We start from the raw sequence: 25,417 nt of genomic DNA on the forward strand, positions 1-25,417 counted from the left end.
TGTATGTCGCCGGCAACAGCAGATGCCCGAACGGATATCTGTCCTGCCGGGTGAAAAACATTGCCGGAAGATGTCCTCGGGATGTCAGCCCTGGCGGATGGGCCCGGAATGGCGCGGAGCCCCCGGATGTGGCCACACGGCGCCGCCTGGATCTTTGTGGCATCGGACCCATATGATCTGACAGGCGCGGCGGAACTGAACAGAGACCGCAGCCGCTCGCCTGTCATCGGTCAACACAGCCGACGGGGGATGCGTCATGTCACATGTCACCGCAAGTATCGGAAATCTTCCCTACGCCGTCTCGATTTCGACCGGGAACCATCGCCTGTCATCGGACGAACCCGTTGTCATGGGCGGCAGCGATCACGGGCCCACACCGCATGACCTTCTTCTGTCGAGCCTTGCGTCCTGCACCCTGATCACGCTGAAGATGTATGCGCATCACAAGCACTGGCCGTTGCTGGCGCTCGACGTGGAGTTGAGCTTCATTCGCGATGAAGCCGCAGAAGATGCAGTGACGGTGGAACGGGTGATCACCCTGCACGGCCCGGTCTCCGATGCCGCCCGGGCTGAACTCGCAGATCTGGCCGAGCGTACGCCCGTCACCCTGCGCCTGAAGCCCGGCCTGCCGATCCACACCATCTTCCGTCAGGCGTCGGCGCCGGCGATGGCGGAGGCCTGAACAGGCCTCCGCCATTGCCGATCCGCGGCGTCAGGCCGCCGCCACCGCCCTCAGGAAGCCGTCCACCGTGCTGCGCAGCCGGGTGGAGCGTTCCGAGAGCGTGCGCGCGGTGCTCAACACCTGCGCCGACCCCGAAGCGGTGGCCTCCGCCGCCATGCTCACCCCGCCGATCGTGTCGGTGACGTCCTGGGTGCCGCGGGCCGCCTGATCGGCGTTGCGGCCGATTTCGGCCGTGGCCGCCGACTGCTGCTGCACCGCGGCCGAGACAGCACCCGACATGCCCTGCACCCGGTGCACCACCTCGGCCATGCGGCCGACGGCATCGAGCGCCGCGCCGATGCTGCCGTGCATATGCTCCACCCGGCTGCGGATATCGCCGGTCGCGCGGCCGGTCTGGGTGGCGAGCCCCTTCACTTCAGAAGCCACCACCGCGAAGCCCTTGCCGGCCTCTCCGGCGCGTGCCGCCTCGATCGTCGCGTTCAGCGCCAGCAGATTGGTGCGGCTGGCGATCTCTTCGATCAGGGCGATCACCGCGGCGATGTCGTTGCCCGCACGGTCCAGCTCGCCGCCCAGCGCCTTCACGCGCTCTACCTCATCGCTTGCATCGCTTGCCACGCTGCGCGCGGTTTCCATCTGCCGGGCCACTTCAGAGACGGTCGCGGTCAGCTCTTCGGTTGCCGCCGCCACCGCCTGAACATTGGCCGATGCCTGTTCCGCCGCCGTGCCCACGGTCGAGGCCTGGCGCGAGGTTTCTTCCGAGGTCGACGACAGCAGCTGCGCGGTCGCCTCCAGCTCCACGGCCGAACTGCTCATCACCGCCAGCATTTCGGCCACCTCGCGGTCGAAATCGCGGATCAGCTGTGCCACCTCGGCGGCGCGGCGTTCGCGTGCCGCCACCTGCGCGGCCTCCGCCTCCAGCAGGCGGCGGCGCTCCTGCGCATTGTCGCGGAAGATCAGCATGGCGCGGGCCACGTCGCCGATCTCGTCGCGGCGATCGGTGCCCTGAACCTCGGCATCCAGATCGTCGGCCGCCAGCCCGTTCAGCCGCCGCACGGTGCGCTGCAGGGGGCGCGCGATGGTTGCGATCGCGATCAGGAAGCCGGCGGCCAGGCCGATCAGCGTGCCGGCGATGGCCGTCGCCACGATCTCCGTCTCGGTTTCGGTGCCCAGCGTCCGGGCCTCGTCGGCAACCGCATGCGCCCGGGCCTCGATCTCCTCGACGAGATGCGCCACCTCGTCGGACAGGGCGTGGGCGGTGGCGCGGCCCCGCTCCACTTCTTCCACCACGGCCTGCTGGGCGGCGTCGATCTCGCGGCCCTCATGGCGGCGCGCCACCTCCAGGGCGTGGTGGACTTCCCCGATATAGGCTGCGAAATGCTGCTCGATCAGCGCGATGCGCGGCAGATCGCCGGGTTCGGCATGATGGGTCATGTCGTCCATCAGTTCGCGGAAGCGCAGCACGCTTTCCTCGATCTCGGCGGTCGCTGCATTCAGCTCGCGCGGATCGGCCGCCAGCCGGTATTCGGCCCGGCGGATATCGCTGATCGCCTTGGTCACGAGCGTGCCGTCCAGCACCTCCATCCCGGCCTCTTCGACCCGGGTGGTTGCATCGATGCAGACCACCAGCCCGCGATACGACACGACCGAGATCGCCGCGGTCACGGCCGACATCAGGATGACGATCGATGCGACCTTGTGGGTCATCTTCAGGTTGGAGACAAACCGGCTGAGCATGGCAATGATAACCTCGTAAGGACGATGCTTGTTTTTGCTCAGTATCCAAGCGGCTGTTTAAATTACGGTAAAACGATGTCCAATTTTTCTGAGAAAAAATGGCAACATGATTTAGTAGAGAATGATGATGATTATGAAGCGCAAAAAAGACGCGCTGCCCGAAGGGATTCGGGCAGCGCGCAGGTGGTGTCGGGGGATCGGCTTGATCAGCCGGCAGAGACTTCGCGCAGGAAACCGTCGACGGTGCTGCGCAGGCGGGTGGAGCGTTCCGACACCTCGCGGGCGGCGCGGAGCACCTTGGTGGAGCCGTCGGCGGTGGTCTCGGCGGCGCTGCTCACGCCGGTGATGTTGTCGGTGACATGGGTCGTGCCCTGGGCCGCCTCGTTGGCGTTGCGGCCGATTTCGGCAGTGGCCGCCGACTGCTCCTGCACGGCGGCAGAGACGGTGGTCGCCATGTCGTTCAGGCGGTAGATGACCGTGGCGATGCGGGTGATGGCGTCGACCGCCTTGTCGATGCTGCCCTGCATGCCGTCGACCTGGGTGCGGATTTCGTCGGTCGCCTTCGACGTCTGGTTGGCGAGGCTCTTCACCTCGGAAGCCACGACCGCGAAACCCTTGCCGGCATCGCCGGCCCGTGCGGCCTCGATGGTGGCGTTGAGCGCCAGAAGATTGGTCTGGGCGGCGATTTCGCTGATCAGCGTGATGACCGACGAAATGGCGCGGCCGGCCTGGTTGAGGTCGTTGACGAAGGTCTTGGCGCGATCGGCTTCGCCCGATGCGTCGGTCGCGACCATCCGCGCCTCTTCCATCTGCCGGGCGACTTCGGCGACGGTCGAGGTCAGTTCCTCGGTGGCGGCGGCGACGGTCTGGACGTTGACCGAAGCCTGTTCCGCGGCGGCGCTGACGGTCGCCGCCTGGCGCGAGGTTTCTTCCGAACCGGCGGAGAGCAGCTGAGCGGTCGCCTCCAGTTCCTGCGCCGACTGCTGCATCACGCCGAGCAGTGCGGCAACGTCGCGATCGAAGCTGCGGATCACGCCGTTGATGTGCTCGGCGCGCTGCACCTTGGCGGCAGCCGCCGCCGCCTCGGCATCGGCCAGCTGCTTGCGTTCGATGGCGTTCTGCTTGAAGACCAGCATGGTGCGGGCGATGTCGCCGACCTCGTCGCGGCGTTCGGTGCCATGCACCTCGATGCCGAGATCGCCGGCAGCCAGGCCTTCCAGCCCCTTCACCGTGCCCATCAGCGGCTGCACGATGCCCCGGCTGGAGATCAGCAGGCCCAGAGAGATACCCAGCACGACACCGGCCCCGGCGATCACGATCAGGATCATCGTGGTGCGCTGACCCAGATCCTCGGCCATCTCATAGGTCTGATCGGCGCGATCCACGGTGGCGTCGACCAGGGCGGAGACCCGCTTGCGCAGTTCCGCCGATGCCACGCCACTGGCATTGACTTCGTCGACGACGGCGGTCTGCGCTGCCGAAAGGGTGCGGTCGCCGGCCTGCACGGCCACCCGGAAGGTGCCGTCCAGCTGGTCGTAATAGGTCCGGGACTGTTCTTCCACCCGCTGGATCAGCGCCAGCTCATCCGGGGTGGCGCGGGATTTCGTCGAGGCGAGAAGGGTCTCGAACCGCGTCCTGGCGGCCAGCGCCTCTTCCTTCGACCGGTCGAAGGTGCGGGCATCGGCGGCGATGCGGTACTCCGCCCGGTTCATGTCGATGACCGACTGGTTCGACCGGGCGGCATCGCGGACGTTGAGACTTGCTTCCTTGAGTGCCTGGGTCGCGCCGATCAGGTCGCGCATGCCGGACTGCGCCACCAGGGCGATGACGATCGACACCACCGCCATCACGGCGATGATCATCAGGATCTTGCGGGATATCTTCAGGTTGTGGATCGCGATCATTGGGTATTTCCGACACAGGGTGCTGATTCCTCCGGATCGCGGGCGAGGTGTGTGGGCGATCATTTCGATCGAACGAAAAGATTCTGCACCCTGACGCTTCCGGCTCCGATACACGATCGGTGCGAGAAGACATTGGGGTATATTGATTTAAGGAGAGGTAAATTTCAGGGTGGAGAGATTTATAAACGGAGGCGCATGTTTAATTTTTGGTTTTTATTCTGAATGGTAATGTGAGTCCTATACTCGAAATGAAGCCAGAAAATCTTGTCCTCAACCCTGAATTCCCGACGGCGATCAGCCCCGCATCAGTCGCGTGATCACCCGGTCGAGCGTTTGCAGAAAATTGGACCGGTCGCGCTGGGTCATCGGCTTCGGGCCCTTCAGCCCGCCCTGGTCGGCGCCGGCGCGCAGATCGGCCATCAGGGCGCGCATCGCCAGCGCCTGGCCGATATTGGCCCGGCTGAATTCGCGACCATCGGGCGCGATCACGGCCGCCCCCGCATCCAGGCAGCGGGCGGCCAGCTGGATATCGGCGGTGATCACCACATCGCCCGGCGTGACATCGGCCACGATCCGGTCATCGGCGGCATCGAAGCCGTCGCTGACGGTGACCAGCTCGATCCTCGGGTCCTGCGGCACGTTCAGCCAGGCATTGGCGACGACGCGCACCTTCAGCGACAGGCGCTGCGCCACCTTGTAGGTTTCAGCCTTCACCGGGCAGGCATCGGCATCGATATGGATCACGGGCGGGGTCATGGCACGGGACTATGCCGGGACCCGCCCGCAGATGCCAGCGCCGCGGCACGGGCCAGCAGCCGTTTCGCATTGCCGTAGCGGGGCAGTTCCACCTCGATCCCGTCCAGCATGACCCGGGCCTCGCCGCGCGCCCGCGCCGCTTCGAAGGCGGCGACCACGCGTTCCGCCCGGGCCACCTCGTGTGGCGAAGGTGTCAGCACGGCGTTGATCACCGCGGCATGCGCGGGGTCCACCAGGCTTTTGGCCACATAGCCCAGCCGTCTTGCGCGGCAGGTATCGGCCTCGGCGCCGGCCGGGTCGTGCCAGGTATAGGGGCAGTCGACCGCGATCACCCCCGCCGCCACGCAATCGACCAGGAAGCGGCCGCGGGCATGGTCCAGCTCCGTCGCATCCGGCCCGCGTTCGGCGCCCAGATCGGCGGCCAGATCTTCCGAGGCCAGCACACAGCCGGCGACGCGCGGGCTGGCGGTCGCAATCTCGAAGGTCAGCCTCAGCGCCCGCGCGCTCTCTATATTGGGCAGCAGCGCGGTCGTACCCGGCGCGATGCCATGTGCCGCTTCCAGCGCGGCCACGGCCTCGGCAAGTCGGATCACATCGTCGGGCCCGCTCACCTTGGGCAGGGCCACGATGTCGGGCCGGCCGCGCATCACGGCCGCCAGATCGGCCATGCCGTCGCCGTCGAGGGGATTCACCCGCACCGCCACCCGCTTGCCCGCCGCCCGCCAGCGGTCATAGGCCGCAGGCGCCAGCGTCCGTGCCTCGGGGCGGCGCTCCGGCGGGGTGAAATCTTCCAGCTCGTGGATCAGCAGATCGGCAGGGCAGGCCGCCGCTTCCGCGATCGCGGCCTCTGAGGCGCCTTCCACGAACAGCCAGCTGCGGCACAGCCGGAAGCGATCCGGTGCCGGGGCCGTGGCGGCGGTCATCCCCGCACCCGCTCCGTCGCCTCGAACTGCCGGGCGGCATCCAGCAGCACCGGCAGATATTCGCCCTCCAGCATCTCCACGCTCACCCGTGCCGCCTGGGCGCTGACATTCATGGCCGCGACCACCACGCCGCTGCGGTCGTGCAGCGGCACGGCGATCGAGCGCAGCCCCAGCTCCAGTTCCTGATCGGCGATGGCATAGCCCTGGTCGCGGACCAGGGCCAGCCGGTCGCCCAGGCTTTTCATGTCGCTCAGGCTATGGGGGGTGCGCGGCTCGAAGGAGACGTCGCGCAGCAGCATGTTGCGCCGGGCCGGCGGCAGATTGGCCAGCAGCACCTGGCCCATCGAGGTGCACCAGGCCGGCAGCCTCGCCCCGACATTCAGGCTGATCGCCAGAATGCGGTGGCGGGCGGCGGCACGGGCGACATAGATGATGTCGATCCCGTCGAGCACGGCGGCGGAGCAGCTTTCCCCCAGCGTGTCGCTCACCCGGCGCAGCCAGGGCTGGATCGCCTCGGTCATGTCCAGCGACGAGAGATACGAGAAGCCCAGCTCCAGCACCATCGGCGTCAGCTCGAAATGCTTGCCGTCGCTGCGGGCATAGCCCAGCGCCTCCAGCGTCAGCAGAAAGCGCCGCGCGGCGGCACGGGTCAGCCCCGTGCGGTCGGCCACCTCGCTCAGCGTCTGGCGTGGCGCCTCGGCACCGAAGGCGCGCACGACACTCAGGCCGCGGGCGAAGGAGGCGACGAAATCAGGCGAATCCGGGTCGATCATCGGCCGCTCCGCGACAGCTGGTGTGCCGTTCGTGGGGTGAACTCGCCCCATGCTAGGCGAACGGCCGCCATCCGTCCATCCGCCCATCCGCGTCGTTTTGTGGCCGCATGGAAAATTCCCGGCCGGGATCCGCGTCAGGCCGCGCGGATGCCGGCCAGGAAGTCTTCCACCCGCCGGCGCAGGATCTGCGCCTCTTCAGACAGGGCATGGGCGGCGTCCTGCACCCGGCCGGCGGCGGATCCGGTGGTGGCTGCGGCCTTGGCGACTTCGTCGATATTGGTAGAAACCTCGCTGGTGCCGGCAGAGGCCTGGGCGACATTGTGGGTGATTTCGCGTGTCGCAGCCGATTGCTCTTCCACGGCGGAGGCGATGGCGGTGGCGATTTCATCGATCCGCCGGATCGTGCCGCCGATGCCGTCGATCGCCTTGACCACGCTTGCGGTGGCCTGCTGCACGCCGGTCACCTCGCCGGTGATTTCGTCGGTCGCCCGGGCGGTGGCGCCGGCCAGGGCTTTCACCTCGGATGCGACCACCGCAAAGCCCTTGCCCGCCTCTCCGGCGCGCGCCGCCTCGATCGTCGCATTCAGTGCCAGAAGATTGGTCTGGGCGGCGATATCGTTGATCAGCGCCACCACCCGATCGATCTTGCCCGCCGCCTCCGCCAGCTCCTGCATGCGCCGGCTGGTTTCCGTCGCATCGGCCACGGCCCGGCCCGCCAGGCTTGCCGAATGGCCGGACTGATGGCCGATTTCGGCGATCGACGCGCTCAATTCCTCTGCGGCACCGGCCACGGCCTGGACATTGACCGAGGCTTCCTCGGAAGCGGCCGCCACGGCGCCTGAGCGGCGCTCGGTTTCTTCGGCAGTGCCGGCCATCGCCGCGGCGGTGGCGGTCATTCCGTCGGCGGCCGTGGCAACCGTGTCCAGGGCGCGGGCGATGTCGCGCTCGAATGCCGCGATCAGCTCTTCGACCGTGCGGGCGCGGGCATCGCGCCGGCGCAGTTCCTCGGCCTCGCGTGCCGCCAGTTCACGGGCTTCGACCATGCTGTCCTTGAAGACACGCACCGCCTTCGACATGACGCCGAGTTCGTCCCGCCGGTCGGTGCCCGGAATGTCGACATCGTCGCGGCCGCCGGCCAGCTGGTCCATCGCCAGGGTCATGGCGTTGATCGGCCGGGTGATCCGGCGGGCGACGGCGATGCCCGCCGTGGTCACCACGGCCAGGATGATCAGGCCGGTGATCAGGCTGCGGTCCCGCAGGCGATGGACCGGGGCCAGCACTTCGGCCAGATCGGCCTCGCCGATGATCGCCCAGCGCACCCCCTCGAAATCGATCGGACGATGAACCGAAAGCACCTCGTGGCCGCGATAGTCGATGATCTCCGCCATGCCGGTTTTGCCGGCCAGGCCCGCCCGGGTTGTCGGGCTGTCGACCTGTGTCACCAGGATGGTCGAGGTCGTGCCGAAGCGCGAATCGCTCCGCATCAGGCCGTCGGCGCCCACCAGATAGGTTTCGCCGGTCCGGCCCATGCCGGTGGTGGCCTGCATGATGTCGTTGATCCGCCCGATCGGCATCTGGAAGGCCAGCACGCCGACCAGGCGCGGGCCGTCGAAGACCGGGGTGGCGATGAAACTGGCCGGTGCCCCGGCGCTGGGGGCATAGGCTTCGAAATCGACCAAGGCGACCTGTCCCGGCGCCCCGGCATCCCGGGCGGCGCGGAACACGCCGGCCAGCCCGGTCCGGCTCCACGGGCCCTGCTCCAGGCTGGTGCCGAAATCATTCTCCTTGAACACGGTATAGACCACCTCGCCCTGCGGCGAGATCAGAAAGACGTCGTAATAGCCGCGGGTCTGCTGAAAATCCCGGAAGCCCGGATGATACCGCGTATGATTGAAGCTGTAGGTCGAACCGTCGCTGGCGCCGTCCAGCTTCTGCTTCTCGCCGGTCGGGAAGGGGTTGTCGGTGATGTAGAGGCGCTGCAGCAGATCCGGCGCGCCACCACGCACGTTCAACGTGGCATAGGCGGAACGGAAATCGTTCAGCGCCTTGATCGTGGTCGGCTGGCCTGCCGTCAGCAGAAGGTCTTCCCGGATGGTGCTGAGATAGGCCTGCAGCGTGTCGTATCGCGCTTCGACCGCGACCGAGAGCTTTTCCTCCGCCGCCTGGCGCACCGCCGAGGCGGCGGCGAGATAGCCGGCGCTTCCCACCGCGACGACGGCGATCAGGGCGGCGGCGGCCACCAGCCCGGGAATTCTGGCGGACAGGCGTAAGTGTCGGAAAAGGGACATCCCGATCATCTCCAGGTCGACATGCGGCCCGGCTTCGCCGAGGGAGCCGGGCCGCCTGGCATCTCTGAAGACAGAATGCGGGCGATGTCTTAAGAAATCGGTGTCGTCATCACATCGTCATAATATTTCGGAGATGAGGTATGGAAGGTTTGTTGAAGAGTTCAACGACCTCCGCCTCTCGTCTTCAGAGAGGATCCACCGGGAGGGTCGGGCCCAGCCTGGCCTCGATCGCGGCACCGGCATCCAGCATGGTCGCCTCCTCATAGCGGCCGCCGACGATCTGCACGCCCAGCGGCACCCGGCCCCTGCCGTCGGGCGAGGGCATGAAGCCCACCGGCACCGACAGTCCCGGCAGGCCCAGAATGGCGGTGGCGTTCAGCGGCGCGAAGGCGTCGATCAGCGGCCGAAGCTCTGCCGCGGGCCTGCGGTCGGCCTCGCGGTCCATGGCTGGTTCCAGCGACACCGGCATCAGGATCAGGGGCGTGTGCTCGAAGAAGGCCAGCCAGTTGCGCAGGATGGCGTTGCGCCGGGCAAGGCCGGCGATGAAGCCGGTCAGGTCCAGTTCCCGCCCGGCCAGCGCCATGGCGTCGACCATGTTGTTCAGCACCGGATCGCCATAGGTCCGGGCGGTCTCGCGGGCGCCGAACAGGTTTTCGGTGGCAAGCAGGTCGAGCCACAGCTGATGGGCTTCGGCGAAATTGGGCGGGCTCGCCTCTTCGACCACATAGCCCGCTTCGCTGAGCCAGGTGGCCGCCAGGCGCAGCGCATCGGCCATCGGCGGGGTGGTGCCTTCAGGCACGAACAGGGCGACCCGGATCGGGGCCGCATGCCGCCGGGGTCGTTCCGGCACCGGCACCCACCAGGGGTCGCGCGGATCGCGTGCCGCCATGGCGCCCAGGCCAAGCCGCAGATCGCGGATGCTGCGCGCCAGCGGCCCCTGCACCGCGGCAAGGTTGGAGACGATCATCCGTTCCACGCCCAGCGACGGGTTGAAGGCGGGCACCCGGCCCAGAGTCGGCCGGATGCCGGTCACCCCGCAGCAGAAGGCCGGCAGGCGCACCGATCCGCCCAGATCATTGCCATGGGCAAGCGGCCCGATACCGGCGGCCAGCGCCGCCGCCGCGCCGCCGCTCGACCCGCCGGCCGACCGGCCGGGGGCGTGCGGGTTCAGCGTTGCTCCGTGCAACGGGTTGTCGGTGAACCAGCGCAGCGACATGCCCGGCGCATTGGTCCGGCCGAAGGGCACGGCGCCGGCCAGCTTCCAGTTGCGGGAAACCGGCGCATCCTCGGCCGCGATATTGCCGGCCAGCGCCGGCAGGCCGTTGGTGGTGGCGGAACCGGCAAGATCGATGTTGATCTTGATCGTCACCGGCACGCCGTGCAGCGGCCCGGCTTCCTCTCCGGCGGCGAGCGCCGCGTCGGCGCGGTCGGCGGCCTTGAAGGCGCTTTCGTCCAGCCGGATCACCACGGCGTTGATCCGGCCGTTCACGGCGTCCATCCGCTCGAAACAGGCGGTCAGCGCCTCGCGTGCCGAAATCGCCCGGCTGCGGATGCCGGCCGCGATATCGGTCGCATCCCATTGCCAGAGCGGCGTGGTCGGCAGTGATGTCTCCGTCGTCATGAAGGACCCTCCGGCAGGTTGGGAGAAGGAGGAAATCAGGGGCTCATCGCCCCGACAATGTGGCACCGCCGGGGGCGTCGGCACCCTCGGTTTCGAAGGCGCGGAGCATGGCGGCCATGGCCCGGGCCTGATCGTCACCGGCGGCATCCAGCGCCGCGATCACCCCGGCGCGGTCGGCGGCGGTTTTGTCCTGGTTGAGCTTGAACTTCGCCTCGACCCTGTCGAGCGGAATGTCGAGCGCCACGATCCGTTCCAGCCTGGGCAGGATCAGCGCGTCGGGCATGGCCGCGAACGACCAGGGGCCGCCGAGCGGCGTGTCCCAGAGGGCGACGGTGCGGCGAAGCACCGCCAGGATCTCTTCCGGCTCCTCCACCAGAAGCGGCCGGCCGATGCCGTGGATGGCGGCATAGTTCCAGGTCGGGAAGGTCATCCGGTCTTCGTACCAGGACGGCGAGATGAAGGCGTGCGGCCCCTGGAAGATGGCGAGGGCCGGGGTTTCCCCGTCGATGAAATGGCGCCATTGCTCGTTGTTCCGCGCCATATGGGTCACGAGCCGCGGCGGCGCATCCGGGCGTTCGTCCACCAGCATCGGCAGATGGGTGGCGACCGGCCCCTCGGCGCCGGTGGAGACCAGGGTGGCGAAGCTCCAGGCCCGCATCGCCTGGTGGATGACCTCTGGCCGCTCTTCCAGATAGGCGGCGGGGGTGTACATCGGCGGTGTCTCCCTCAAAGCCCGGGCCGGGCGTCAGTTCAGGCCCAGCGTCTGGCCCAGCCAGTGCGCGGTGTCGTCCAGCGCCTCGCCGGCCACTTTCGCCACCGAGACCGCTTCAAGGAAGCTGTGCACCGTGCCGGGATAGACCTTCGCCCCCACCTGCACCCCGGCTGCCGCCAGACGATCGCGCATCTCCAGGTTTTCGTCATAAAGCGGGTCGCATTCGGTGATCACCATCCAGGCCGGCGGCAACCCGGTCAGGTCGGCATCCAGCACGCGCAGCCGCGGGTCGAAGCGCTGCTCGGGGTCCGACACGTAATTCATCAGGAACCAGAGCATCATATGGGTGGTCAGCAGATAGTTGCCGCCGCCCCAGCGCAACACCGACGGGCTCACCAGATCCATCGAGAACCCGCCGTAATTCAGCACCATGGCCGCAACCGGCGCCTCGCCGGCATCGCGGAAGGTCAGGCAGGCCGAGACGGTCAGGTTGCCGCCGGCCGAATCGCCGCCGAGCGCGATCCGGTCCGGATCGAGGCCGAATTCGGCCGCGCGGGCATGGATGGCGCGCACGACATCCACCACCTCCTGCGGCGCCTGCGGGAAGCGGGCTTCCGGCGCCAGGGAATAGTCAATGCCGATCACCACCATCCGGGCGCGGGCGGCATATTCGCGCATCAGCCGGTCATGGGTATCCAGGCTGAACAGCACGAAACCGCCGCCATGGATATAGATCAGCGCCGGTGCCGGTGCCGCCAGCCCTTCGGGCCGGTGGAAACGGATCCGGACCGGGCCGTGGCGGGTGGGGATCATGTGATCCTCGCGGCTGGCCATCACCGGCCCGCCTTCGGTCCAGGGCTTGCGGACGATCTCGGCCACCCGCCGTGCCTCGGGCGGGGTCAGCTGTTCCCGGGGCGGGTGGGCCGAGGCATCGGCGATCATCCGGCGCACGAAGATCGCGATGTCGGGGTCGAGAACATCGTATGGAGAGGCGGTCATGAGCGTACCTGTCAAGCGGGGGATGGCGCATCCGATGCCGCCCCGTGACGGGCGGCGAAGATCGTGCGGCCGGGAATGGCGGCCAGAAGATCGCGGGTATAGTCGTGGGCGGGGTTTGCGAAGAGCGCCGCGGTCGGGCCCTGTTCGACGATGCGGCCATGGCGCATCACGATGGTGTGGTCCGACACCTCGGCGGCGACGCGGAGGTCGTGGGTGATGAAGATCATGGCGAGGCCCAGCTCGCGTTTCAGATCGGCGAGCAGGGCCAGGATCTGCGCCTGGACCGAGACGTCCAGCGCCGAAACCGCCTCGTCGGCGACCAGGATCGCGGGGTCCGGCGCCAGCGCCCGGGCGATGCAGATCCGCTGGCGCTGGCCGCCCGAGAATTCATGCGGGTAGCGCGCCGCCGCCGAGGCGTCGAGCCCCACCCGTTCCAGCAGCCGGGCGGCGATGGCCATCGCCTCGGCCCTGGGCGTGCCGAAGGCGATCGGGCCGCGGGCGATGGCATCGCCCACCTTGTGGCGCGGGTTGAGCGAGGCGAAGGGGTCCTGGAACACCATCTGCACCCGGCGGCGATAGGTTTTGAGCGCCGCCCCGCCGAGCCCGGCGACATTGCGGCCTTCGAACAGGATTTCGCCGCCATCCGGGCGGGTCAGCGCCATCACCATGCGGGCGAGTGTCGACTTGCCCGAGCCGCTTTCCCCCACCACCGCCAGGCTTTCCCCGGCACGGAGTGCGACCGTCACATCGTCGGTGGCCTTCACCACCCGCCGGCCGTGCCAGCCGGTGCGGCTGGCGTACTGCTTCCGAAGGTTGTTGAGTTCCAGAATAACCGGAGCTTTGGTTGTGGTATCGGCCGCGGCCCGCGGCCCGGCCCGGCCCGGCACCGCCTCGATCAGGCTTCGGGTATAGGCGTGCGAGGGCCGGGCCAGCACCGTGCGGCCGGGGCCCGCCTCCACGACCTTGCCATGGCGCATCACCACCACCCGGTCGGCGATGTCGGCGACGACGCCGAAATCATGGGTGATGAACAGCACGCCCATGCCCCGCGCCTTCTGCTGGGCGCGGATCAGATCCAGGATCTGGCGCTGGGTGGTGACGTCGAGCGCCGTGGTCGGCTCGTCCGCCACCAGCAGCGCCGGATCATTGGCCAGCGCCATGGCGATCATCACCCGCTGGCGCTGGCCGCCCGACAGCTGGAAGGGGAAGCGCCGGCCGATGGTCTCAGGGTCGGGCAGGCCGACCCCGGCGAACAGCTCCACCACCCGGTTGCGGCGGCCGTCGCGGTCGAGCCGGCCATGGATCACCATCGCCTCCGCCACCTGATCGCCGACCCGGGTCAGCGGGTTCAGCGCGCTCAACGGTTCCTGAAAGATCATGCCGATATCGGCGCCGCGGATCCGGCGGAGCGCCGTCTCGTCCAGGCGGCCGATATCGTTGTCCCGAAACCGGATCTCGCCGCCGGCCAGCCGCACCCGGGGCGGCAGCAGGCCCAGAACCGCATGGGCGGTCATCGATTTGCCCGAACCGCTTTCGCCCACCAGGCAGACGATTTCATCGGCGGCGACCGACAGCCAGACCCCGTCCACGGCCCGTGCCCGGTCACCGCCCCGGGGCAGGGCGATGGAAAGATCGCGAATGTCGAGAAGGGAGGTTTCTGTCACCGTCACTGCCCTCCCTGGGTGCTGCGGGCGCGGGAGATGCGCGGGTTCAGCGCATCGTTCAGCGCCTCGCCCACCAGATTGACCGCCACCACCGTCAGCAGGATGGCGAGGCCGGGAAACACGCTGGTCCACCAGGCCTGGCGGATCACGGTGCGGGCGGAACCGACCATGAAGCCCCAGGACATGTCGTTGGGATCGCCGAGCCCCAGAAACGACAGCGCGCTTTCGATCAGGATCGCGGTCGCCACCGTCAGCGAGGTTGCAACCACGATCGGCGAGGCGGCATTGGGCAGGATGTGGCGGATGATGATCGCCAGCGCGCTTTCGCCCTGGCAGCGGGCGGCATGGACGAAATCGCGGGTGGCGAGGCTCATGAACTCGGCACGGGTCAGCCGGGCGAGCGGCGGCCAGCTGACCACCGCGATCGAGAAGATCACCGTTTCCATGCCGGGAGAGAGGATCGCGACCAGCAGGATGGCGAGCACGAAGCCCGGGATGGTCTGGAACAGTTCGGTGATCCGCATCAGCACGTCGTCGACCAGCCCGCCGAAATAGCCGGCGGCGGCGCCGATGATCACCCCGATGCCGGCGGCAGAGACGGCCGAGGCGATGCCGATGATCAGCGACACCCGCGCCCCCCAGGCGATGCCGGCGGCGACGTCGCGCCCCAGCGTGTCGGAGCCGAAGATCAGCCCTTCGGACAGCGGCGGCTCGAAGGGGGCACCGACCATTTCCCAGGGATCGACCGGAAACAGCAGCGGCGCGCCGAGGGCGAGCCCCGTCACCAGCGCCAGCAGCACCGCACCGGTGATCCCGCTCGGGTGACGGAAGAAGGCGGAGAAGAAGGCCCGCATGGGTTTATCGAGTCCTCGTTTTTGATTCGGTGCTTGCCAAACTCTGTTCACCTTGTTGGCCGACCTTCGCCGGGATGACGGTGGAAAGGTTGTACAGAGGATGTCGGACACCGAGCCTGACGGGATGATGGGGCCGGACAGCGGCGAGGGCGGGTCCGTTCTGCGCCGCGCATGTCCGGTTCTGTCCCGACCGGCTTCTGTACGACACCGATACCGTCATCCCGGCGAAAGGGCGGGTCCGTTCTGCGCCGCGCATGTCCGGTTCTGTCCCGACCGGCTTCTGTACGACACCGATACCGTCATCCCGGCGAAAGGGCGGGTCCGTTCTGCGCCGCGCATGTCCGGTTCTGTCCCGACCGGCTTCTGTACGACACCGATACCGTCATCCCGGCGAAGGCCGGGATCCAGGTTCGCCTCCGCACAAAGGGTGTCGGACAGGCGGTGTCCGGCCGGGATGGCGGTATTCGCCGCGATGCCCGACAGGCCCGTCCCTCCCCGAACATCAGCCGCTCATTCCCGTAGATGCCTGCATGGATCCCGGCTTGCGCCGGGATGACGGTGGGTATTGTTGTGTGAGTACTTGAAATGACAGTGCCGGACAGTCCTGCTTCCGTCCTGCGCTGTCATTGCCGGCCGTCTTCGGTCACCCGGCCCGGGCCAGCCGTGGATCGATGATCCGGGTGATCAGGTCGGTCAGCAGGTTGATCGCGATCACCAGCACCGACATGACCAGAAAGATCCCGAGCAGCACCGGATAGTCGCGCTGCATCACCGCATCGAAGGTGAGCCGGCCGAGGCCGGGCCAGGCGAAGACCGTCTCCACCACCACCGAGCCGCCGATCAGCGCGCCGGCCTGGACGCCCGCGAAGGTGATCACCGGCAGCAAGGCGTTGCGCAGCATGTGGTGGCGGATGATCCGGCCGCGCGAGGCTCCCTTGGCCCGGGCGGTCTTTACATAATCCTGATGCTCCACCTCGATGATCGAGGCCCGCATCAGCCGGGCGTAGATCGCGAGATAGATGGCCGCCAGCGTGGTGACCGGCAGGATCATATGGGTCGCGACATCCAGCACCAGATCGAGGCCGGTGAGGTTGGGGCCGATGGTCGCGAAGCCGAAGGCCGGCAGCCAGCCCAGCTGAACCGAGAAGATCAGCACCAGCATCAGCCCCAGCCAGAAGACCGGCATGGCATAGAACAGCAGCGCCAGCACCGAGATCACCGTGTCGGTCCAGCGGCCGGCGCGCATGCCGGCCAGCGTGCCGAGCAGGCTGCCGATGGCCAGCGCCAGCAGGAAGGCGGTCACCGTCAGCAGCAGGGTGGCGGGCAGGCGTTCGCCGATCAGCACCGAAACCGGCTGGCGCTGGCGGTAGGAATAGCCGAGGTCGAAGCTCGCCACCTTGGCCAGATAGTCGGTCAGCTGAACATGGAGCGGCTGGTCCAGCCCGTATTCGGCCCGGATCTGGGCGATCAGTTTTTCATCCGAGGCGCCCGACTGGCCGGCGATCACGGCCGCCGGGTCGCCGGGGGCGGCATGGACCAGCAGGAAGTTGAAGGTCGCGATGACCAGGATCATCACCGCGATCTTCACCAGCCGGGCCGCCGCCGCCGCGATGGCCTGGTACATGCTCAGCCCTCGTACCAGGCCTGGTCGAAATCGTCGTTCACGCCGATGGCCGAGACCACCAGATCATGGAAGCGCTTGTCGTACATGGTGGGGAAATCGAGTTCGACCAGCCAGCCCACCGGCACCTCTTCGACCAGCAGGCGCTGAACCTCGGAATAGAGCGCCTGGCGCTTCGCCGGGTCGACCGCCACGGCGGCCTCGGCGAACAGGGTGTCGACCTTGGGGTTGCTGTAGCCCGAGGTGTTGGAGAACAGCACGCCCTTGCGGATGTTCGACGAGATATAGGTCCGCGACACGCCGAGCGCCGGGTCGCCGAACTGGTAGAGCCAGGGGGCGGTGACCTCGAAATCCCAGTTGCCGACCCGGGTCGCCCAGCCGGCGACGTCGATTGCCTCCAGCACCACCTCGATGCCCACTTTCGACAGCGCCTGGCGGATGTATTCGGCGAAGCGCATCCAGACCTCGCCATAGGGCGGGACCAGATAGGTGATCTTCGCCCGCTTGCCGTCGGCGCCGGGCTTCAGCCCCATTTCGTCGAGCAGGGCGATCGCCTTGGCCGGGTTGAAATCGTAGATCTTGACCTTGGGGTCGTAGAATTTCGTCGCCTTCGACATCGGCCCGGTGGCGGGCCGGGCCAGGCCGAACAGCACCTTGCGGACCAGGAAATCCTTGTCGATGGCATGCATCACCGCCTGGCGGAAGCGCTTGTCGTCCATCGGCTTGATGCGGTTGTTGAATTCCAGCCAGAGCAGCGGCGCGTAGAATTCATAGCCCCTGGTGGTGAACTCCACATGGGGCAGCTGCTTCAGCCGCGGCACGTCGAACATTTCGACATCGCCCCATTGGGTGAGATCGACGGTGCCGTTCTCCAGCGCCAGCGCGCGCGAGGCGGCGTCGGGCACGATCCGATAGATGATCTCGTCCAGATAGGGCTGGCCGGGCTTGTAATAGTCGTCGTTGCGGACCAGCCGGATATGCGAGCCGCGTTCCCATTCCGCGAACTTCCACGGGCCGGTGCCGATCGGCTTCGCATTGTGGGGATTGTTGCGGTAGTCGGTGCCCTCGTAGAGGTGCTTCGGCATGATCGGGCAGGACGACATTTCGAAGCATTGCAGGAAGGGGCCGAAGGGCTCCTTCAGCTTGAAGACCACGGTATGGGCATCGGCGGCGGTGATGCTGTCGCAGCGGGCGAAGTTGCCGCGCGCCCGGGCATGGGTCTCGGGCAGGATCTTGGTGGTCGAGAACACCACGTCGTCGGCGGTGAAGGGCGTGCCGTCATGCCACTTCACCGTCTCTTCCAGATGGAAGGTATAGGTCAGGCCGTCGTCGGACATCTCCCAGCTCTTCGCCAGGCCCGGGCGCGGGGTCTGGTCGAAATTGAACTTCAGCAGGCTTTGATAGATCTTGCCGGCGACGGTCAGCGTCGGGGCCTGCTGGTTGATCGCCGCCACCAGAACCGGCGGTTCGGGCTGGATGATCACGTCCAGCGTGCCGCCCCGGGTCTGACCGGCGGCGCGGCGGATGCCCAGCGGAATGCCGGTCGATCCCACGATCCCGGCCATCAGCATCAGTTTGTTGAAGTCGCGACGGTTCATGGCGAGCCCTGACTCCCTTGGCTTGATAGTCCCGCATGCGTCGGCGCGCCGGTTTTCCGGCGTCACCCTGGCCTCCCCGGCCGTGTTTGCCCCCGTGGCGGGGGCCTGTCGTTCTGTCGTCGATCAGTGTAGGGCCCGGCCCGGGTGGCCCGCGTCGCGGCATGGGCCATCTTTCGTCGCGTCCGGGCCATTTCCGGTCCGCGGCCCGATCAATAGCCGCGGTCGCGTTCCACCGGGTTGAGCGGCGGACGGCCGCATGCGATCCGCCAGGCGTTCTCGACGATCTGGCCGATCACCGCCGCGTCGCTGGCGATCGCCGCCATATGGGGCGTCACCAGCGCGCCCGGATGGGTCCAGAGCGGATGGGCCGGGTCCAGCGGTTCGGCGGCGAAGACGTCGAGCACGGCGCCCCGCAGATGGCCGCTGTCCAGTGCCGCGATCAGATCCTCGGGCACCAGATGTTCGCCGCGGCCGACATTGATCACGGCGGCGCCCCGGGGCAGTTTCGCGAAGGTTGCAGCCCCCAGAATGCCGCGGGTGCGGGGCGTCAGCGGCAGCAGGTTGACCAGGATTTCGCTGCGGGCCAGCAGGGCATCCAGCCCGTCGGGTCCGTGATGGCCGGCGATGCCCGGCAGGCTGCGCGGGGTGCGCGACCAGCCGGCGACATCGAACCCCTGTGCGGAGAGCGCCCGGGCCACCCGGCCGCCGATCTCCCCCAGCCCCAGCACGCCGATGCGGCGGTCGGTGGCGGCACGCTGCGGCGGGCGCTGCCAGCGGAGCGCCGGGCGGTCGCGCAGGACCACCTGGTCCAGCCCGCGATGGAACCAGAGCACCGACCAGAGCACGAATTCGGTCATCGCGGCCGGCAGGCTGTCGTCCACGATCCGCGCCACCGGCAGGGCGGGGTCCAGGCCCGCATCGTTCAGCACGCCGTCGACGCCGGCGGCGATCGACTGCACCAGTTTCAGCTTCGGCATGGTGCCGAGCAGCCCGGCGGGCGGGCGCCAGCAGACCGCGATGTCGGCCTCGGCGCCGTCATCCTCGGGCCAGACGGTGATGTCGAGCCGGGGATCGGCCGCCAGCAGCGGCGCCTTCATGAAGCCGAGGTCCAGGATGCCGCCGATCAGAATCAGTTTGGGCATGGATGCTCCCGCATGTGGTCGTCCTTTCGGGGGCCGGTTGCATCCGGCGCCGTCCCGAAGGATACTGATGGCACATCCGACCTCCGCCGGGTCCCGGGCCATTTATCGTCGAGGATGGGCCATATGCTCGGACATGCCGGATCTTCGGCTTTCGACGCGGCGGCAGACCTGCCGTCGCCCGAACCCTATGTCACCGGGATCGTCGGCCATCTGGCCGCGCGGTCTGCGGCGGAACGCCTGCAGGCGATCGACCGGCCGGTGGTCGGCATGGCGGCGGAGTTTGCCGCCGGCAATGTCGGCAGCCATCACGATCACCCGCGCGGGCAGATCGAATACGCGCTGACCGGGGTGATGACCGCGATCACCGATCATGGCACCTGGGTGGTGCCGACCCGCACCGCGCTCTGGATTCCGGCCCATACCATGCACCAGGTGCGCAACTGGGGGCCGCTCACCCTGCGCACGCTCTATCTGGACATGAGCGTCTGCGGCGCGCTGCCGGCCGAATGCCGCGTCTTCCGGGTGTCGGAGCTTCTGCACGCGCTGATCGTGGAAATGGTTGCCGCGCCGCATGAATATGATCTGGCCGGCCGCGAGGCGCGCATCGCCGAGCTGCTGATCGGCGAACTGGCCCGCATGCCCGATGTCGATCTGCACGCCCCCATGCCCCAGGACCGGCGCCTGGCGCGCATCTGCCGCGCGGTGCTGAAAGACCCGGCCGCCGAACACGATCTGGACCACTGGGCGGCGGTGGGCGGCATGGCCCGGCGCACCCTGACCCGCCAGTTCCGCCGCGAAACCGGGCTCACCTTCGCCGAATGGCGCCAGCAGATCCGCCTGCTCGAAGCCCTGCCGCGCCTCGCCTCGGGCGAAACGGTGACCAATGTCGCGCTCGACCTCGGCTATGACAGCCCCAGCGCCTTCACCGCCATGTTCCGCCGCATCCTGGGCGCCAGCCCGCGCGATTACCTCCGCACCACGGCGGAGGGTGGGCGGGCGGTGGGGTGAGGGGAATAGGTGGGGCGTGTGGTCAACACTCTGTATCCGGAGTGTATGCCGCCGTGGCCAAAAATTCTTCTAGACTCCAGAATCAATCATATCCAGAACGTAATGATGGCCGCCAGAATCATCGCTGACAGGACATTGACCGCAATCTCGTCATAGCGTGTCGCGACACGCCTGCAGTTCTTGAGACGGCAAAGCGCGTTGTCGACGAGATGGCGATTGCAATAGCGCTTACGTCGTGCGCCACCTTCCGTTTTCGGTTGGTGCGTCCCTTAGCCTGATTGCCACCGGCGATTTGATCACCCTGCCAAGCTGTGAACTGGCCCTTGTCGCCGGGACGTGGTTCGGCACACCGAACGACAAACAGCTCGCTACCCTTGCCATGATCAATGATCTCGACAAGATGACAAATCTCATAATGCCCGCAAACGCGGCGACAGATTTTTGATAATAGTCGCTTAAAATGGGGGGAACGGCCCGCTCCGACCGTTCCGTTACCCCACCCCCCGATTGATACAGGGGAAAGGGTGGGCGCTTGTGTGTGAGCTGCCAACAGCCATTAAGGGTAGAGCGGAGCGCCGACATTAATATACCTCACGGCTGCGCTTGGCGTCCAGCTCCTTACCGAGGTCGAATTTATCGCCCCATGCGGTGAACCAATGGTCATTGGTCGCTTGAACAGCGGCGAGGCCGGCGGCGTCCAGCCCGAAGATTGCCCCGATTTTGCCCTTGGTTGCATTGCTGATGTATGGGCACACGATCAGGTCGAGTAGCATGATCAGCGTCTCGGCGTCGTTCGGGCAATGTGCCTTCATGTATTGAAGCTTGGCGAGGATTTGGGCTTCCACGAAGTCTTTCAGCTTCGCGTATCTGACCTTATGTTTGATATAGGAAAGTAGGATCGTTACCGAGAAATGGTTCATGAAGCCGGTCGGCCGAATGTAATTTCCGGTCCCCTCTTCCTCCTTGATCAGAAAGTGCCGCAGTAGCACAGAGACTGGCAGCCAATATTCTCGCCCGATCTGCGAGAGCGATATCAGCAAGTACAGGCTTTCTACCTCGCGATATTCGCTCATCGTGTTTTTTTCGAGCTGTTGCATCACGTTATCGTGAACGTACTTAAACAAAAGATGCTTCTGCTCGTAGGGCAGCCCTTGCGCGTGGACGAAGTCCACCGAGGTCGCGATCATCCGGCAGATGCGGATGGTGTGATTGACCTTGGGACTCGCGGAATAGGCGAAGAACGCAAACTCCATGATTGCCAAGAGAGCATTGGACAAACGCTTGCGGTCCCGGTCCGATTTGTCGCTCTCAACGTAGGTCTTGAAAAGCTTCTCGATTTTGTTCTCGATGATCGCGAAGGTGTAATTCAGAAGGTCGCCGTAAGTGACGCTGGCTTCCTTGATCGCGGCTTTGTAGCGAATGGTCAGCCGATTAGCATTGATCGCGCAGACAAGTTTCTTCTTTGGCGGCTCGGCCGGATCGACCAGCGGCTCTTCCTCGCACGCCGGGTCAATTTCGTTGTTTAGGAGTGCAGAAATACGCTCTTTGGCGATCGTAATCTCGGTGATGATCGGCTTCTGGTAATATTTAATCTTTCCGGTGTTGATACTGAGCTTCTTGCTCTTGAGGATTTGCTGGAGCGCCTCAAAAATCTTGAGTTGCGTCGATTCCTCATTGTAGAAAATGAAAAAGTCATCGACATAGCGAAAAATCTCATAATCCACCTTGTGGTGGAGGTTAGCTTTCGTCAATTGCTTGAGCAAATCGTCATCCACCGACTGTAAAATGATTTCGGCGAAAATTCGCGAAAATTCTGGACCGATAACAATGCCGTTTGTCTCTTTATGATTTAGGTTCTGCATAAGGGCGTCAAAACGCCCCGCGAAAGTTCTTTTTGACTCATTCAGTTTGAATTTCGTTTGATCTTTGCCAAGAACGGCCCAGGGAAGCGAGTGAGTGTAGATGCTGTCGAAACACTTGCTGATATCGATCTGTACCATCGCATTATACTTCTTCTCGCTGCGATGGTATTGGTAGGACTCGAAGAAGCGATGGATATTCCGATATTTCCGGTAAACGAAATAGGATCCTACCTGCTCATACTCGCGATCTTCCTCTTCCAGCCCTGCGACTGACTCCAGCCGCTCTTCATGAAGCTTGTCCTTAAAATAGACATATCGTGACACCGACACCGGGCGGCGGATTGAAAATTCGCTAATCGACGTGTGGTAGATGATCAGTGCGCTGTGGGTCGCGTAGAAGTTCGCGACTGCGACCTGATTGCGCGGGTGGACGACGCTCAGGGTGCGGCCATCTAAATTATGCGCGACCCGAAAATTGAACGGGATCGTGGCCATCTGGCACTTGTTATAGGGCACCGACCGTCTGGTCTTGGTCTTGCCCCATTCGATCGCCACTTCGGCAGTGATGGACCTGATATCTTTGATACCGAACAGAAGTTGCATCGTGCGGTCGAGCGCGTCAGTCTCGCAAACCCAGCACAATTGATCTTTCTTGATCTCTACGCTGTTGTCGCGCAGGAAGCGATAATAGCCCCGGTTTGAAAACGTGGGGGGCACCTCGAACGGTAGCATGTCCGTGAGGATAGACCGTTGTTTTCGATGGGTGAGCGAAACACGACGCTTAGACATATTTCCATGCTCTCACGATCGTCTGCAATTCCTCAACGCTGAAATTATGGTACCGGCGTTGCTCGAATCCCGTAGTAAATTCGAGATTCTTCAATTTCTGTTGCAGGCTGCTGCTACGTAGGGACTTGATCCGCACCTTCAGTTCCCGGTCCAGCTGTTGGAGGCTTGTCAGGTCGGTGGCGATCGAGTTGTTGTAGTAGATGCCGGTAACCGCGCAAGATTTGCTGTTTTTAAGCCGCGTGTTGCCGGTCAGGAATTTGATTCGCGAGATCAATTTGCGGTAGGCGCACCGCGGACGCAACGGCCTCTCCCGCTGATATTCATTGAATGCGATTTCCATCCGCGCACGATATTTTTTTATCTTCGTCGTGCTAGGTGAAATCTCGCATCCTTTAGAGTCTATGTTGAATTTGTAACCGAGATACTCAAAATGTTGCGAACTCTGGTCCGGAAAAGCAAATTCGTGCGTCTTCTCTGCATTGTGCGTAAGCCCGTTCTTGCCGAAGATGTCGATGATCCGGTCCTTGTAGGAGCCGAAGCTGTCGCCAGCCGGGGGCCGTGCAAAGACAGCCACGATATCATCGACGAACCGGCAATAAAGAACCAGACCGGGGATTGCCCGGATCGCGCTATCAATGGGGCGCAGGTAAAATTCGGCGAGGTAGGCACTGATACCCACCCCGCGTGGTATGCCGACTGTAGCGTCGGATTTCACGCCATAGGATTCCAGGATCTGTTTGATGTACTTCTTCGATGCCGGGCTTAGGAGCTGGTCGCCGTCGAGCTTTTCGAGAAGCTTCTTTCTGTCGATACTTTCGTAGAAAGAAGAAATATCGGTTCGGACCAACTCGAAGGGGAAGGGGCTGCCCAGCATGTCGCGAACTTGACAGACAAGGTCGTGCCGATTTGCTGGTTTAACTTTATAGATCTTATTGATATTACGTTGCAGTTGCTTGATGACAAAAAATGTCTCAGGCTCTGCATCGATACAAAACACCGGTTTTCCATTCGGGCCGTCTTTTTTAGACAGCTCGATCTTGAAGCTGGACTTGAGGACTTTATGGCTCAACTCATCCATCAGGGCATCGATGGCGGCCGATTTGTCCGCCTTAAGGGCGTTGAGTTCATTTTGCAGAACCAGCAACGTCGCTTCAAACTCTTTCACATTCATTGTCGCCCGGGCGGCGCGAAGATCACGAATGTCCTGCACCTTTGCGCGAACAGCAAGAGTGAGTGGTTTGAGCGAGGGAAAGTAACGGCTAACCAAGTCCAGGCCTTTGCGGTTCTCGGCGTCATAAATGCGGCGGAAGTTCTCCGCTGTGAACATCTGATCGAGCATTACTAAGGTAACATCCTGTGCTCGGTTGCGACGGTGTTCGAGAATAAAGTTGTCCCGCAAGGCTCCATTGCGGGTCTTCTGTGTAGGGATGTTTGTAGATTGAGCGCGGCTTACAAGGAGCACATCCTGAGATGACGGTCGGCACTTTTTCCTAAGACGGGAGAACATCTCGCCAAACAGTAATTTTGAAACATCTTGAGTAGAAAAAGTCTACTGTTATTTTTCTCGAATGCATATCAGCAGCGGCGGTCGACGTTATAGGGCCCGAACCCAACCAACCTTCTGATAAGTGAGCATCACGTGATTCTCGTGGCTCGCAACCACGAGGAATGTGATTGTCTCAGTTTTCTGGCTGTCGGACGAACAGTGGGCGCAGCTAGAACCGCACCTACCCAGGAACCAGCAGGGCGTCCGACATGCAGATGAGCGGCGGCTGATCGCAGGACCATCGGCGTAGTGCGGACCGTGTGTCGGTGGTGTGGCTGCCTGGCCGACCATGGGACTTCCTACAATCGTCTATAATCCGCTACCGCGGATGGTCCGGGCGTCTTTCCTTGATAGACTGAGTGAAGGCCTTGGGGCCGTTCGACGCTATCAGACGCAAGTTGTGTGAAGGCTCGGCCTACCGGCGCTGCACATGGGGGAAGAAGGGGGCAAACGTTCAGGCGATCGGCAGGTCGCGGGGGCGAGCCATAAATCTACCTCCTGACGGATATGCAAGGATTTCAATCATCTCGCACCCCGCCATGACGATCTCATCGTTATCGTCGCATTCTGGGGAGATGGAGCCTGGGGCCGAGGAGCGTGTTTCTGCAATCTTCAGGCCGGCAATATCGTTCGCCGCGGGAAATGTTATGGCCTGGAACCGCACCCCATCCGCCCCTCCAGCATGATCCGGATCTCTTCGAACGCCGCTTCCCCGTCAATGGCGGGGCCGCTCGCAAGGCCTTCGTCCCACAGGCGCACGATCTCCCGGATTGCCCGGGTGCGGTCGTCCGCGGTGTCGTGGACATCATCAATCGGCGGATCGCCTGCCATCGGGCCTGTTCCCTGGAATGAGCGTCGCCTGAACAGCCTAACACGCCCGTGGCATCTGCGAGGAGGCCCCACCCGAAAAAAGCCCGGCTCCCCAAGGGTGTCCGGGCCTT

At 65.0% G+C, this 25,417-nt stretch carries 19 protein-coding genes; 2 read left to right on the top strand and 17 right to left on the bottom strand.

Features of this window, described 5'->3' with window-relative positions:
- Positions 1-349 precede the first annotated feature (349 nt).
- On the top strand, positions 350-682 hold the full coding sequence (locus tag P7L68_RS01350) for an OsmC family protein (protein WP_371999195.1): 333 nt from the start codon (positions 350-352) through the stop codon (positions 680-682).
- 30 nt (positions 683-712) lie between these two features.
- Here the strand turns inward: P7L68_RS01350 and P7L68_RS01355 are convergent, their stop codons facing one another.
- The 14 genes from P7L68_RS01355 to P7L68_RS01420 all read right to left on the bottom strand — a co-directional run bounded on the left by P7L68_RS01355 (position 713) and on the right by P7L68_RS01420 (position 19,271).
- Positions 713-2,416: a methyl-accepting chemotaxis protein gene (locus P7L68_RS01355; RefSeq protein WP_371999196.1), complete on the bottom strand. Its 1,704-nt coding sequence runs from the start codon at positions 2,414-2,416 to the stop codon at positions 713-715.
- A 206-nt stretch (positions 2,417-2,622) separates the two neighbouring features.
- Positions 2,623-4,320 (bottom strand): methyl-accepting chemotaxis protein, encoded by a 1,698-nt coding sequence (locus tag P7L68_RS01360; protein ID WP_371999197.1) that lies wholly within the window; start codon positions 4,318-4,320, stop codon positions 2,623-2,625.
- A gap of 294 nt (positions 4,321-4,614) precedes the next feature.
- On the bottom strand, positions 4,615-5,076 hold the full coding sequence (locus P7L68_RS01365) for a YaiI/YqxD family protein (protein WP_371999198.1): 462 nt from the start codon (positions 5,074-5,076) through the stop codon (positions 4,615-4,617).
- Positions 5,073-5,999: a CoA ester lyase gene (locus P7L68_RS01370; protein ID WP_371999199.1), complete on the bottom strand. Its 927-nt coding sequence runs from the start codon at positions 5,997-5,999 to the stop codon at positions 5,073-5,075. The genes P7L68_RS01365 and P7L68_RS01370 overlap by 4 nt, the downstream gene beginning before the upstream one ends.
- Entirely contained in the window at positions 5,996-6,772 is a 777-nt protein-coding gene (locus P7L68_RS01375) for an IclR family transcriptional regulator C-terminal domain-containing protein (RefSeq protein ID WP_371999200.1), read from the bottom strand. The genes P7L68_RS01370 and P7L68_RS01375 overlap by 4 nt, the downstream gene beginning before the upstream one ends.
- A 134-nt stretch (positions 6,773-6,906) precedes the next feature.
- Complete coding sequence (locus tag P7L68_RS01380) at positions 6,907-9,060, bottom strand: methyl-accepting chemotaxis protein (protein ID WP_371999201.1); 2,154 nt, start codon at positions 9,058-9,060, stop codon at positions 6,907-6,909.
- Positions 9,061-9,244: 184 nt separating this feature from the next.
- Positions 9,245-10,681: an amidase gene (locus tag P7L68_RS01385; RefSeq protein ID WP_371999202.1), complete on the bottom strand. Its 1,437-nt coding sequence runs from the start codon at positions 10,679-10,681 to the stop codon at positions 9,245-9,247.
- 43 nt (positions 10,682-10,724) lie between these two features.
- Positions 10,725-11,393, bottom strand: coding sequence for an FMN-binding negative transcriptional regulator (locus tag P7L68_RS01390; RefSeq protein WP_371999203.1), 669 nt, complete (start codon positions 11,391-11,393; stop codon positions 10,725-10,727).
- A 33-nt stretch (positions 11,394-11,426) separates the two neighbouring features.
- The gene (locus P7L68_RS01395; protein ID WP_371999204.1) at positions 11,427-12,392 is read right to left on the bottom strand and encodes an alpha/beta hydrolase fold domain-containing protein; all 966 of its coding nucleotides are present in this window, start codon (positions 12,390-12,392) and stop codon (positions 11,427-11,429) included.
- Between the two features lie 11 nt (positions 12,393-12,403).
- Positions 12,404-14,056: an ABC transporter ATP-binding protein gene (locus P7L68_RS01400; protein WP_371999205.1), complete on the bottom strand. Its 1,653-nt coding sequence runs from the start codon at positions 14,054-14,056 to the stop codon at positions 12,404-12,406.
- 2 nt (positions 14,057-14,058) lie between these two features.
- On the bottom strand, positions 14,059-14,910 hold the full coding sequence (locus tag P7L68_RS01405; RefSeq protein WP_371999206.1) for an ABC transporter permease: 852 nt from the start codon (positions 14,908-14,910) through the stop codon (positions 14,059-14,061).
- Between the two features lie 643 nt (positions 14,911-15,553).
- Positions 15,554-16,534, bottom strand: coding sequence for an ABC transporter permease (locus P7L68_RS01410; RefSeq protein WP_371999207.1), 981 nt, complete (start codon positions 16,532-16,534; stop codon positions 15,554-15,556).
- Positions 16,535-16,536: 2 nt separating this feature from the next.
- Positions 16,537-18,129, bottom strand: coding sequence for an ABC transporter substrate-binding protein (locus tag P7L68_RS01415; protein WP_371999208.1), 1,593 nt, complete (start codon positions 18,127-18,129; stop codon positions 16,537-16,539).
- Positions 18,130-18,338: 209 nt separating this feature from the next.
- Positions 18,339-19,271 carry a 2-hydroxyacid dehydrogenase gene (locus P7L68_RS01420; RefSeq protein WP_371999209.1) on the bottom strand — a complete coding sequence of 311 codons (933 nt, stop codon included), beginning with the start codon at positions 19,269-19,271 and terminating at the stop codon, positions 18,339-18,341.
- A gap of 123 nt (positions 19,272-19,394) precedes the next feature.
- Between P7L68_RS01420 and P7L68_RS01425 the strand changes: the two genes are divergently transcribed.
- Positions 19,395-20,279 carry a helix-turn-helix domain-containing protein gene (locus P7L68_RS01425; protein WP_371999210.1) on the top strand — a complete coding sequence of 295 codons (885 nt, stop codon included), beginning with the start codon at positions 19,395-19,397 and terminating at the stop codon, positions 20,277-20,279.
- Between the two features lie 581 nt (positions 20,280-20,860).
- On the opposite strand, the gene drt3b is transcribed toward P7L68_RS01425, so the two are convergent.
- From drt3b to P7L68_RS01440, 3 genes are all read right to left on the bottom strand, one after another.
- Positions 20,861-22,930: an antiviral reverse transcriptase Drt3b gene (gene drt3b, locus P7L68_RS01430; RefSeq protein ID WP_371999211.1), complete on the bottom strand. Its 2,070-nt coding sequence runs from the start codon at positions 22,928-22,930 to the stop codon at positions 20,861-20,863.
- Complete coding sequence (gene drt3a, locus P7L68_RS01435) at positions 22,923-24,269, bottom strand: antiviral reverse transcriptase Drt3a (protein ID WP_371999212.1); 1,347 nt, start codon at positions 24,267-24,269, stop codon at positions 22,923-22,925. The genes drt3b and drt3a overlap by 8 nt, the downstream gene beginning before the upstream one ends.
- An 852-nt stretch (positions 24,270-25,121) precedes the next feature.
- On the bottom strand, positions 25,122-25,307 hold the full coding sequence (locus tag P7L68_RS01440) for a transcriptional regulator (RefSeq protein ID WP_371999213.1): 186 nt from the start codon (positions 25,305-25,307) through the stop codon (positions 25,122-25,124).
- Positions 25,308-25,417 lie beyond the last annotated feature (110 nt).

The sequence above is a fragment of the Tistrella mobilis genome (assembly GCF_041468085.1).
GTDB classification, from domain to species: domain Bacteria; phylum Pseudomonadota; class Alphaproteobacteria; order Tistrellales; family Tistrellaceae; genus Tistrella; species Tistrella mobilis_A.